This is a genomic window from Pseudomonas baetica, assembly GCF_019733355.1.
Taxonomy (GTDB): domain Bacteria; phylum Pseudomonadota; class Gammaproteobacteria; order Pseudomonadales; family Pseudomonadaceae; genus Aquipseudomonas; species Aquipseudomonas baetica_A.
Genome location: NZ_JAIHLQ010000013.1, coordinates 57574 through 70354 on the forward strand (window position 1 = coordinate 57574; position 12781 = coordinate 70354).

The window sequence follows — 12781 nt, forward strand, 5'->3', positions numbered from 1 at the left end:
AACACCGGCGGCTTGCGATGGGTCATTACCTTCAACATGACTGTCGAGTGTCACTCCACTATCGCGAGCAGGCTCGCTCCTACAGGGTTTTGCATCTGTTCACATATCTGCGGCTCACCGCAGATCACTGTGGGAGCAGGCTCGCTCCCACTTTTGAATCTCATTATTGGCGCACTTCAGCTTAGCCCCAACTCGCGCCAGATCCGCACTACCTGCCGACGTTCATCGGCAAACTGGTCACCCGGGATCACCCCGGCATCCTTCTGCAATGCCTGTCGGTGGGCGGCGGAGCGGTAGGCTTTATACGCCTCACGCAACAGGCTGGCATCTTTGGCAGGCATCAGCCCTTCGTGTTCCAGCTCTTCCAGAATGCGGATGTTATCGGTCCAGCGCAGCAGTGGCGGATGGCTTTGCGACCACGCCAGGGCCGCGTATTGCACCATAAATTCAATATCGACGATACCTCCGGCGTCCTGCTTGAGGTCGAACGGCGCCGTGGCCTCGAAGGCATTTGCCGCCGTACCGGCCGCGGTGCTCTTGCTGCCGAGGTTGTCGCGCATCTTCGCACGCATTTCGCTGACTTCCTGTTGCAGCTTCGCCAGATCCCGCGCTTTACCCAACACTTGAGCGCGGACTTTCTCGAAGGCCTGACCGACATCCTGGCTGCCGACCAACACCCGAGCGCGCACCAAAGCCTGATGTTCCCACGTCCATGCTTCATTTTCCTGATAGCGGGCAAACGCGCCGAGCGAACTCACCAACAGCCCGGACGCACCGGACGGACGCAGACGCATGTCCACTTCATAGAGCTGGCCGGAGTTGGTCTGCGCCGTCAGCAAGTGAATGATCCGCTGGCCGAGTCGGGTGAAGAACTGCGCCCCATCAATCGGTTTCGGACCATCGGTTTCGGCCTGCGGGTCGCCGTCATGGATGAACACCAGATCCAGATCGGAACCATGCCCCAACTCCAGACCGCCGACTTTGCCATAACCGACAATGATGAAGCCGGGATCGCACAAGGTGCCGTCGGTGCGCAGCGGCGTGCCGTATTTGGCGATCGTTTGACGCCAGGCCAGGGCCAGCACTTGTTCGAGAATGGCCTCGGCCAACCAGGTCAGGTAATCACTGACTTTCATCAGCGGTAAACTGCCGGCGATTTCCGAAGCCGCGACGCGCAAGCGGTGCGCCAGTTTGAAGTGGCGCAGGGCTTCCATTTGTTGCTCAAGGTCGTCTTCGGGAATTCGCGTCAGACGCTCGCGCAACTCAGCGGCCAATTCCGGCGCCAGCGGCGGCTTGAACAGCCGACCTTCGTTGAGCAATTCGTCAAGCAGCAGCGGGAAACGGGTGATCTGCTCGGCAATCCACGGGCTCGCCGCACACAGCGTCAGCAAACGGCGCAGCGCGCCGGGGTTTTCGGTCAGCAACACTAAATAAGCCGAACGCCGGGCAACGGCCTCCACCAGTGGCAGCACACGTTCAAGCACCAGATCCGGGTTGTCATGCTCGACCGCTTGGGCGAGCAAACGCGGAATAAACGCATCGAGACGCTCACGCCCCAATCGCTGCATCGCGCGCAATTGCGGACTGCCGCGCAGACTCGCCAGTGCCTTCAGCGCTTTGCTCGCATCGCGAAACCCGCCCTCTTCCAACTGACGGCACGCCGCCTCTTCGTCCTGCGCCTCTTCCCACAACGGCAGCCATTCACCGCCCACCACCACTTCGCTTTCGGCGCCCTCTTCCTCATCGGGATCGGCGATCACCTGCGCAAAGTGCCAGGCCACGCGGCCGCGCCAGAACATCAGTTTTTCGTGGAAAGACGCCCAGTCAGCAAACCCGAGCATGAAAGCAATTCGCGCCTGATCCTGAGCGCCGTCCGGCAGCATCTGGGTCTGGCGGTCCGCAATCGCCTGAATCGCGTGTTCGGTGTAACGCAAGAATTCGTAACCTTCGCGCAACTCGCTGATCACCGCTGGCGGCAAGTACCCCTGCCCTTCCAGCGTGCTCAGCACCTTTAATAGAGGACGCTGTTGCAGACTCAGATCGCGGCCACCGTGAATCAGTTGAAAGGCCTGGGCGATGAACTCCACCTCGCGGATGCCACCCGAGCCCAGCTTGATGTTGTCGGCCATGCCTTTGCGCCTCACTTCCTGCTGGATCAACTGCTTCATGGTGCGCAGTGCTTCGATCGCCGAGAAATCCAGATAACGCCGGTAAACGAACGGCCGCAGCATGTCGAGCAACTGCTCACCGGCCACTTGATCACCGGCCACCACCCGCGCCTTGATCATCGCGTAGCGCTCCCAGTCGCGGCCCTGATCCTGGTAATACTGCTCCAGTGCGTTGAAGCTCAGCACCAGCGCGCCGGACGAACCGTAAGGGCGCAGGCGCATGTCGACGCGGAACACGAAGCCATCGACGGTCATCGGATCGAGGGCCTTGATCAGACGCTGACCGAGGCGGATGAAAAATTCCTGGTTATCCAGCGCGCGCTTCACGCCGACGGTTTCGCCGCCCTCGGGGTAGGCGAAGATCAGGTCGATGTCCGAGGACAGGTTAAGCTCGACCGCGCCGAGCTTGCCCATGCCGAGGATGACCATTTGCTGCGGCTCGCCGCTGCGACGCCCGGTCGGCGTGCCAAATTGCTGGCAATGGCGGCTGTACAGCCATTGATAAGCTTGGTCGATGCTGGCGTCGGCCATGTCCGAAAGGTCGCGACAGGTCTGCACCAGGTTGGCCTGACGGGTCAGGTCACGCCAGATGATCCGCACTTGATGGCGCGCACGTTGACGACGCAACACGCGTCCGAGCTCATCTTCGGTCTGCGCAGCATTTACGGCAGTAGCAATCTGCGTGCACAGTTCACCCGGCGCATAGGAGCGGTCGAGTTCGCCGGATTGCACCAGCGACAGCAACATCAAAGGGTCACGAACGCTCTGTTCAATGACAAACTCGCTGGCCGCGGTGACGCGAGCGAATTGCGCCCAGCGCTCAGGCGTCCAGGTCGAGAAGCCGCGATCGTCTTCCAGCGAAGCGACGGCCGTACGCAACGACTGCTCGGATCGGCTGACCAACGGCAGGAGAATGGCGGGCAGTTCGGCAAGCACGGGCAGGGTCATGGTCTATCCTTGATCGGCGTGGAAATGGCCGTTTGTAGTGAATAATGAAAACCCGCTACGCGAAGGACTGTCGAACAAAAGTTAGAAATAGCTGATATTTCTTTTTCTTTGGCAGCCAACATCAAACTTTCACCTTTTCTGGATGGTAATCGACCAACCTTAACGATTATTCTCACAACACAGTCAGAGGCCACAAGCCTTTCATCTGTAGTTTTACTACTCGTCTATACATCCGAAAGGCTGAAATGCCGGAAGATTTGTAGTAAAACTACACGCCGCCGGAACAACCTGTCGGCAATCCAAGAATTTTAAATCGTCTGCCCACAAGGCCAGTCGCAAACTCAGGCAACCGATTCTGGAAGCCTTTCCGCCCTGGAGCAAGCCATGCAAGACCTCGATCCCGTCGAAACCCAGGAATGGCTGGACGCCCTGGAATCGGTTCTCGACAAAGAAGGCGAAGACCGTGCTCACTATCTGATGACCCGTATGGGCGAACTCGCGACCCGCAGCGGCTCGCAGCTCCCTTACGCCATCACCACGCCTTACCGCAACACCATCCCGGTGACTCACGAAGCACGCATGCCTGGCGACCTGTTCATGGAACGCCGCATTCGCTCGTTGGTACGCTGGAACGCGATGGCCATGGTAATGCGTACGAACCTGAAAGATTCTGACCTGGGTGGTCACATCTCCAGCTTCGCTTCCAGCGCGACCCTGTATGACATCGGCTTCAACTATTTCTTCCAGGCCCCGACCGACGAACACGGCGGCGACCTGATCTACTTCCAGGGCCACACCTCGCCAGGCGTATACGCCCGTGCGTTCATGGAAGGCCGCATCACCGAAGACCAGATGAACAACTTCCGCCAGGAAGTCGACGGTCAGGGCCTGTCGTCCTACCCGCACCCTTGGCTGATGCCTGACTTCTGGCAGTTCCCGACCGTATCCATGGGTCTGGGCCCGATCCAGGCGATCTACCAGGCACGCTTCATGAAGTACCTGGAACATCGCGGTTTCATCCAGCCGGGCAAACAGAAAGTCTGGTGCTTCCTGGGCGACGGCGAGTGCGACGAGCCGGAATCCCTGGGCGCGATCTCCCTGGCCGGCCGCGAGAAACTGGACAACCTGATCTTCGTCATCAACTGCAACCTGCAGCGCCTAGACGGCCCGGTTCGCGGCAACGGCAAGATCATCCAGGAACTCGAAGGCGTGTTCCGTGGTGCTCAGTGGAACGTGACCAAAGTCATCTGGGGCCGTTTCTGGGACCCACTGCTGGCCAAAGACGTCGACGGCATCCTGCAACGTCGCATGGACGAAGTCATCGACGGCGAGTACCAGAACTACAAAGCCAAAGACGGCGCGTTCGTCCGTGAACACTTCTTCAACACGCCAGAACTCAAGGCGATGGTTGCAGACCTGTCCGACGACGAGATCTGGAAACTCAACCGTGGCGGCCACGACCCGTACAAGGTCTACGCGGCGTACCACGAAGCGGTCAACCACAAAGAACAACCGACCGTCATCCTGGCCAAGACCATCAAGGGTTATGGCACCGGTGCCGGCGAAGCGAAAAACACCGCGCACAACACCAAGAAAGTTGATGTTGAAAGCCTGAAGCTGTTCCGCGACCGCTTCGACATTCCGGTCAAGGACGAAGAGCTGGAGAACCTGCCGTTCTTCAAGCCAGAGCCAAACAGCGCCGAAGCCCGTTACCTGAGCGAGCGTCGCACTGCACTGGGCGGTTTCGTGCCTCAGCGCCGCGCAAAGAGCTTCAGCGTACCGACGCCGGACCTGGACACCCTCAAGGCTATCCTCGACGGTTCCGGCGACCGCGAAATTTCCACCACCATGGCGTTCGTGCGGATCCTCGCGCAACTGGTCAAGGACAAGGAAATCGGCCCGCGCATCGTACCGATCATCCCGGACGAAGCCCGTACCTTCGGTATGGAAGGCATGTTCCGTCAACTGGGCATCTACTCGTCCGTTGGCCAGCTCTACGAGCCAGTCGATAAAGACCAGGTGATGTTCTACAAGGAAGACCAGAAAGGTCAGATCCTTGAGGAAGGCATCAACGAAGCGGGCGCCATGAGCTCCTTCATCGCCGCCGGTACTTCGTACTCCAGCCACAACCAGCCGATGCTCCCGTTCTACATCTTCTACTCGATGTTCGGCTTCCAGCGTATTGGCGACTTGGCCTGGGCCGCTGGCGACAGCCGTACCCGTGGCTTCCTGATCGGCGGCACCGCCGGCCGTACCACCCTGAACGGTGAAGGCCTGCAGCACGAAGACGGTCACAGCCACCTGCTGGCTGCCACCATCCCGAACTGCCGCACCTACGATCCGACCTACGGCTACGAGCTGGCGGTGATCATTCAGGACGGCATGAAGAAGATGACCGAAGAGCAACAGGACATCTTCTACTACATCACCGTGATGAACGAGTCGTACCAGCAGCCAGCCATGCCGGCCGGTGCCGAAGAAGGCATCAAGAAAGGCATGTACCTGCTCGAAGAAGACACCCGCGAAGCGGCACACCACGTACAGCTGATGGGCTCCGGCACCATCCTGCGTGAAGTGCGTGAAGCGGCGAAGATTCTGCGTGAAGAGTTCAACGTCGGCGCCGACGTGTGGAGCGTCACCAGCTTCAACGAACTGCGTCGCGACGGCCTGGCCGTAGAGCGCAGCAACCGCCTGAAGCCTGGCCAGAAGCCTAAGCAGAGCTACGTTGAAGAGTGCCTGAGCGGCCGTAAAGGTCCGGTTATCGCCTCTACCGACTACATGAAGCTGTTCGCCGAGCAGATCCGTCAGTGGGTACCGTCCAAGGAATTCAAAGTCCTGGGCACCGACGGTTTCGGCCGCAGCGACAGCCGCAAGAAACTGCGTCATTTCTTCGAAGTCGACCGTCATTTCGTGGTGCTGGCAGCCCTGGAAGCACTGGCTGACCGTGGCGATATCGAACCTAAGGTCGTGGCTGAAGCCATCACCAAGTTCGGCATCGACCCGGAAAAACGCAACCCACTGGACTGCTGAGGAGAAACTCTGTGAGCGAACTCATTCGCGTACCTGACATCGGCAGCGGTGAAGGTGAAGTAATTGAACTGTTTGTGAAGGTCGGCGACCGCATCGAAGCCGACCAGAGCATCCTGACTCTGGAATCGGACAAGGCCAGCATGGAAGTGCCGGCCCCGAAGGCTGGCGTCATCAAAAGCCTGAAAGTGAAGCTGGGCGACCGCCTGAAAGAAGGCGACGAACTGCTTGAGCTGGAAGTCGAGGGCGCCGCGCAAGCGGCCCCTGCGCCTGCCGCCGCGCCTGCTGCCAAAGCCGAAGAAAAACCGGCCGCCGCACCTGCTGCTGCCGCGCCAGCCGCTGCCCCTGCTGCCCCTGCTGCCGCTTCGGTTCAGCAAGTGCACGTGCCGGACATCGGTTCGTCGGGCAAGGCCCAGATCATCGAGATTCAGGTCAAGGTCGGCGACACCGTCGAGGCTGATCAATCGTTGATCACCCTGGAATCCGACAAGGCCAGCATGGAAATCCCGTCGCCTGCTGCGGGCGTGGTCAAGGCCATCAGCGTCAAGCTCAACGACGAAGTCGGCACGGGCGACCTGATTCTGGATCTGGAAGTGGCAGGTGCTGCGGCACCGGCTGCAGCCGCTCCAGCTCAGGCCGCTGCGCCAGCCGCTGCTGCTGCGCCGGCTCCTGCTGCCGCTCCAGCGGCACCTGTAGCCGACAGCGTTCAGGACATCCACGTTCCGGACATCGGCTCGGCCGGCAAGGCCAAGATCATCGAAGTGTTGGTCAAGGCTGGCGACACCGTCGAGGCTGATCAATCGCTGATCACTCTGGAATCCGACAAGGCGAGCATGGAAATTCCATCGCCTGCTGCTGGCGTGGTGGAAAGCGTTTCCATCAAGCTGGACGACGAAGTCGGCACCGGCGACCTGATCCTCAAGCTGAAAGTCAAAGGCGCGGCCCCTGCTGCTGCCCCGGCTCCAGCCGCTGCTGCGCCAAGTGCTCCTGCGCCTGCCGCTGCTGCTCCGGCAGCCGCTGCACCTGCTGCTGCCGCGCCGGTTGCGGCGCCGGCCAAGCCGGGCGCCAAAGTGCACGCTGGCCCTGCCGTGCGTCAACTGGCCCGTGAGTTCGGTGTTGAACTGAACGCTGTCGGCGCCAGCGGTCCACACGGTCGCATCCTCAAAGAAGACGTGCAGGTTTACGTCAAAGCGATGATGCAGAAGGCCAAGGAAGCACCGGCCGCTGCTGCTGGCGCAACCGGTGGCGCAGGCATCCCGCCGATTCCGGTCGTCGACTTCAGCCGTTTCGGCGAAATCGAAGAAGTGCCGATGACTCGCCTGATGCAGATCGGCGCGTCGAGCCTGCACCGCAGCTGGCTGAACATCCCGCACGTGACTCAGTTCGACTCGGCTGATATCACCGAGCTGGAAGCGTTCCGCGTTGCCCAGAAAGCCGTTGCAGAGAAGGCTGGTGTCAAGCTGACCATCCTGCCACTGCTGCTCAAGTCATGCGCGCACATGCTCAAGGAACTGCCGGACTTCAACAGTTCGCTGGCGCCAAGCGGCAAAGCGATCATCCGCAAGAAATACGTGAACATCGGTTTCGCCGTCGACACCCCGGATGGCCTGCTGGTACCGGTCATCAAGAACGTCGACCAGAAGAGCCTGTTGCAACTGGCCGCCGAAGCCGCTGCGCTGGCCGCCAAAGCCCGCGACAAGAAGCTCACCGCTGACGACATGCAAGGCGCCTGCTTCACCATTTCCAGCCTCGGCCACATTGGCGGCACCGGCTTCACGCCGATCGTCAACGCGCCGGAAGTGGCGATCCTCGGTGTTTCCAAGGCAACCATCCAGCCAGTCTGGGACGGCAAAGCCTTCCAGCCGAAACTGATGCTGCCACTGTCGCTGTCCTACGATCACCGTGTGATCAACGGCGCCGCCGCTGCACGCTTCACCCAGCGTCTGGGCAGCCTGCTGGCGGACATCCGCACCATCCTGCTGTAATCCCAAGCGGCCCTCCGGTAACGGAGGGCCGCTTGTGCTTCACGTTTTCGAGCGCCACACGCTCGCACCTCAACCCCGTCAGTTTGACGGGGCTTTTTTTTGTCTCGCGAAAACCATGCTGCGGTTTTTTCCCACAGGTTGTACTGACATCAGCTACGACCACCGTCCACTTCGCGACGATATTTTTGTTCCCTACATAACTAGTCTTGATACAGCAAAGTTAATTAAAAATTCTTGCCTTAGTTATTCCAAATCAAACGTTAATTCGAATGGATTCGAACATGTTCAAACCGACTATTGGCCCACTCATCGGCCACATCACAACTAACCATGCGCGAATCCTTATTCGCGGTGACTATCAAAGCAATGCAGCAGTATTTGCTGCAATCCGTTACCGCAGTTCCGGATCACAACACTGGTCAAAAGGCACATTCGCCAAGTTAAGCGCGCTACGCGACATGACGGAAGTACTGACACTCAACAACTTGAGTACTGATACCGAGTATGAGTACCAGGCGGTATGGTTCAGCCCGATGAATCCCGTGCATACCGTCCACAGTGTGGCGGAGTTGCCGCTGCAGTGGCCGAGGGAGATTTACCGGTTTCGCACCCGCTCCAGCAAGGCCTTGCAACCTCGTGCTTACATCGTCGGCTCATGCCGCTACCTGCGCATGACAGCAGGTATCGCATCGCTGCCCCATTTAGGCGACCGGATCTTTGCATCTATAAACCAGTTGATCGAAGGCGCACAGCCGCCGATCAGTGCAACGCTCATGACGGGAGACCAAATCTATGTCGATGACCTGAACCTGATTGCACCGGATCGGGAATATAAAGATATTCTTGCAAAGTACCGCGCAGCGTTTTCACAACCCAACATACAACGACTGATGTCAACTACTTCGACCTACATGATTCTTGATGATCATGAGATCGAAGACAACTGGCCGGCAAACGCCGGTAAATCCGATCACGAGTTGTATCGCAATGCCATGGCCGCTTATGAGTTGTATCAAGTCAGTCACAGCCCGGCACACTCACTCACAACGAGTGGTCAAGTTGATCGTTCAACGCTTAAGCATTATTGGTATCAATTCAGCGACGGCGATATCGAGTGGTTTGTGACCGACAGTCGCACTCGCCGCAACTTGTCAGCCAGTGACCGCCGCATTCTCGATGAGGCGCAAGAGCAAGCATTGCTTAAATGGCTGATCAACAGCCCGGCACGGGTCAAGTTCGTGGTCACCAGCGTCATGTTCTACCCGGATCGCAAGCTTCACGGCGATGACGCCTGGAAAGCCTTTCCGGAACAGCGTCTGCGCCTGCTCGAAACCATCCGCACCCGACAGATCAAGAATGTCGTGTTCGTTTCTGGCGACGTACACGGCTCACTGACGTCGCGCCTGACACACAGCCAAGACCCGGACTTTGAAGTCCACACCATCGTTTCCTCGCCGCTGTGCAACAGCAAACTCTTGCCGTACGCCAAGGCGTCCACCTTCATCCTTGATCAGCCGTTGGTGCGCACGGCGGCGGGCGACTATATGCATGAATTGACCAGCGAGGTGGTCAGCAAGGACAACTTCGCCCACCTGGTGGTCGAGACTGATCAAATTTTGGTCAATTACCACGATCGCGACGGCAAAAAGCTGCAAACCATCAGCCTGAAACTGCGCTGAAACGCAAAAAAACGCAGTCTTCGGCAGCGCCTGCATAAGTTTCAACCCCCTGTAGGCACTGCCGCAAGCTGCGATCTTTGGCTCTTTTATCGCACCCACTGCAGAAATGCTCCGAGCAGCCGACACATTCTTATAGCACTTGGCCTTCATCACTCTTGTCAGTCAGTGCCGCAATGATGCAACCTTGCCGCAGGCAACAGTAAAGAGGGCGAGAGCCCGGCGCGTTCAGCATATTTCCAAGCGAGTTTCCTTCATGAAGAGCCAACCCGATGCCGCCAGCCGTATGGTGGCCGAGGTAGTGACACAGTTGCCTGTGCCCTCCCGGCTCGGCATGCTGCGTTTCGAGCGCTTGAATGAAGCCAGTTGGGCGATGCTGTTTCTTGATCCCAACTGCGAACGCCAGTTCGGTCAACCGGCCGTCGAACTCTGCGCACTGGTTGGCTCGCCTTACGCCAGCCTGATGGAGCCCGAAGCGCGTTATCAACTGCATGACGCGATCCAGCAGCAACTCAGCACGGGGCCGCACTATCTGGTGCGCTACACGTTGCACACCATGGCAGGCGTGTTGAGCATCCTCGAACTCGGCGAGGCGTATAAACAGCACAACCGTCATCTGCTGCGCGGCTATCTGCTGGCGGTTGATAACGTCTTTGACGATGCGCCGCCACTGCCCTCCGTTGACCTCGAAACCCAGAATTCCCGTCTGCAAATCGCTCTTGAACTGAACCAGCGCGCCCAGCAGGAACAACTGCAACATCTCGAACGCGTACGTGCCCAGCAAGATTTGATTCTGCTGCTCACCCGCCAACGCTACAGCTCGCAAAACTCGCTGCAGGAAGCCGCCGAACTGATCACCCGCTGTGCCTGCGATATCTACGAAATCGACTGCGCCAGCCTGTGGAACCTCGACGGCCAGCAACTGGTGCCGATCTCGGCTTACCACCGCGCGACGCAGGAGTACATCCTGCCCGACGTGATCGACGTCAGCAGCTTCCCCGACTATATGGAGGCGCTGCACAGTAGCCGCGCCATTGACGCCCACAACGCGATGCGCGACCCGCGCACCCGCGAAATGGCCGAGGCCCTGCGCCCGCGTGACGTCAATGCCATGCTCGACGCCAGCATCCGCGTCGACGGCCAAGTAGTCGGCGTGTTGTGTCTGGAACAGACCGGTGTCACCCGCGCCTGGCAGTCCGACGAGATTGCCTTCGCCGGTGAGTTGGCCGACCAGTTCGCACAAGTGATCAACAACCACAATCGCCGCACCGCCACCAGCGCCCTGCACCTGTTCCAGCGTGCGGTCGAGCAAAGTGCCAACGCTTTTTTGCTGGTCAACTGCGACGGCGTGGTCGAGTACGTCAACCCCAGCTTCACCGCCATCACCCAGTACACCACCGAGGAAGTCCACGGCCAGCGTCTGTCGGAACTGCCGGCCCTGGAAAACCTCAGCGAGCTGCTGTTCGACGCGCCCTCGGCGCTGGCCAAGAGCAACAGTTGGCAGGGCGAATTCAAGAGCCGCCGCAAAAACCTCGAACCGTACTGGGGCCAGTTGTCGATCTCCAAGGTGTACGGCGACAACCGTGAGCTGACGCATTACATCGGCATCTACGAAGACATCACCCAGACCAAATTGGCGCAGCAACGCATCGAGCGTTTGGCGTACACCGACAACCTGACCAACCTCGGCAACCGGCCTGCATTTATTCGCAATCTGGACGAGCGCTTCGCCCGGGATAGCGACACCCCGATCAGCCTGCTGCTGGTGGACATCGACAATTTCAAACGGATCAACGACAGCCTCGGCCATCAGACCGGCGACAAACTGCTGATCAGCCTCGCCCGCCGTCTGCGCAATAGCCTGAGCCCGAGCGGCAGCCTCGCCCGTTTCGCCAGTAACGAATTCGCTGTGTTGCTCGACAACACCGACCTTGAAGCCGGCCAACAGATCGCCAGCCAGTTGCTGATGACCCTCGACAAACCGATGTTCGTCGACAACCAATTGATCAGCGTCACCGGCTCCGTAGGCCTGGCCTGCGCGCCGCTGCACGGCCGTGATCCACAAACCCTGATGCGTAACGCCGGTTTGGCCCTGCACAAAGCCAAGGCCAACGGCAAACATCAGGTGCAAGTCTTCACCGAGGCGCTGAATGCCGAGGCCAGTTACAAACTGTTCGTTGAGAACAACCTGCGCCGCGCCCTGACCCAGAATGAACTGGACGTGTTCTACCAGCCAAAACTGTGCTTGCGCAGTGGTCGCCTGCTGGGCATGGAAGCGCTGCTGCGCTGGAATCACCCGGAACGCGGAATGATTCGCCCGGACCAGTTCATCAGCGTCGCCGAAGAAACCGGCCTGATCATTCCGATCGGCAAATGGATCGCCCGTCAGGCCTGTCGCATGAGCAAAGCCCTGACAGCCGCCGGCATGGGCAATCTGCAAGTGGCGATCAATCTGTCGCCCAAGCAGTTCTCCGACCCTGACCTGGTCTCCTCCATCGCCAACATCCTCAAGGAAGAAGCGCTGCCGGCCAATCTGCTCGAACTGGAACTGACCGAAGGCCTGCTGCTCGAAGCCACCGAAGACACGCACTTGCAACTCGATCAGCTCAAGCGCCTAGGCCTGACCCTGGCCATGGACGACTTCGGCACCGGTTACTCGTCGCTCAGCTACCTGAAAAAATTCCCGATCGATGTCATCAAGATCGATCGCAGCTTCATCCACGAAATCCCCGACAACCAGGACGACATGGAAATCACCTCCGCGGTGATCGCCATGGCCCACAACCTGAAACTCAAAGTCGTGGCCGAAGGTATCGAGACAGCCGAACAACTGGCGTTCCTGCGTCGTCATCGCTGCGATGTCGGCCAAGGCTACCTGTTCGACCGGCCGATCCCGGGCGCCGAGCTGATCCAGGCCCTCAAACGCTACCCACGCGGCCCGCTCTGCCTGTAACCCCTCCCCCGTGAGAAAGCCGCA

At 59.3% G+C, this 12781-nt stretch carries 5 protein-coding genes; 4 read left to right on the forward strand and 1 reads right to left on the reverse strand.

The window, feature by feature from the left end:
* Nucleotides 1-176: 176 nt before the first annotated feature.
* Nucleotides 177-3116 carry a bifunctional [glutamate--ammonia ligase]-adenylyl-L-tyrosine phosphorylase/[glutamate--ammonia-ligase] adenylyltransferase gene (gene glnE / locus K5E40_RS13805; RefSeq protein WP_221731251.1) on the reverse strand — a complete coding sequence of 980 codons (2940 nt, stop codon included), beginning with the start codon at nt 3114-3116 and terminating at the stop codon, nt 177-179.
* Between the two features lie 384 nt (nt 3117-3500).
* On the opposite strand from glnE, the gene aceE reads away from it, so the two are divergent.
* From aceE to K5E40_RS13825, 4 genes are all read left to right on the forward strand, one after another.
* Nucleotides 3501-6146 (forward strand): pyruvate dehydrogenase (acetyl-transferring), homodimeric type, encoded by a 2646-nt coding sequence (gene aceE / locus K5E40_RS13810; protein ID WP_221731252.1) that lies wholly within the window; start codon nt 3501-3503, stop codon nt 6144-6146.
* Between the two features lie 11 nt (nt 6147-6157).
* Complete coding sequence (aceF, locus tag K5E40_RS13815) at nt 6158-8128, forward strand: dihydrolipoyllysine-residue acetyltransferase (RefSeq protein WP_221731253.1); 1971 nt, start codon at nt 6158-6160, stop codon at nt 8126-8128.
* Nucleotides 8129-8409: 281 nt separating this feature from the next.
* Complete coding sequence (locus tag K5E40_RS13820; protein ID WP_221731254.1) at nt 8410-9807, forward strand: alkaline phosphatase D family protein; 1398 nt, start codon at nt 8410-8412, stop codon at nt 9805-9807.
* 253 nt (nt 9808-10060) lie between these two features.
* A complete protein-coding gene (locus K5E40_RS13825) occupies nt 10061-12757 on the forward strand; it encodes a bifunctional diguanylate cyclase/phosphodiesterase (protein ID WP_221731255.1) in 2697 nt (898 codons plus the stop codon).
* Nucleotides 12758-12781 lie beyond the last annotated feature (24 nt).

What these genes read in the sequence shown, in the direction of transcription:
- glnE (WP_221731251.1), bottom strand. Translation starts at nt 3,116, where the DNA reads ATGACCCTGCCCGTGCTTGCCGAACTGCCCGCCATTCTCCTGCCGTTG.
- aceE (WP_221731252.1), top strand. Translation starts at nt 3,501, where the DNA reads ATGCAAGACCTCGATCCCGTCGAAACCCAGGAATGGCTGGACGCCCTG.
- K5E40_RS13820 (WP_221731254.1), top strand. Translation starts at nt 8,410, where the DNA reads ATGTTCAAACCGACTATTGGCCCACTCATCGGCCACATCACAACTAAC.
- K5E40_RS13825 (WP_221731255.1), top strand. Translation starts at nt 10,061, where the DNA reads ATGAAGAGCCAACCCGATGCCGCCAGCCGTATGGTGGCCGAGGTAGTG.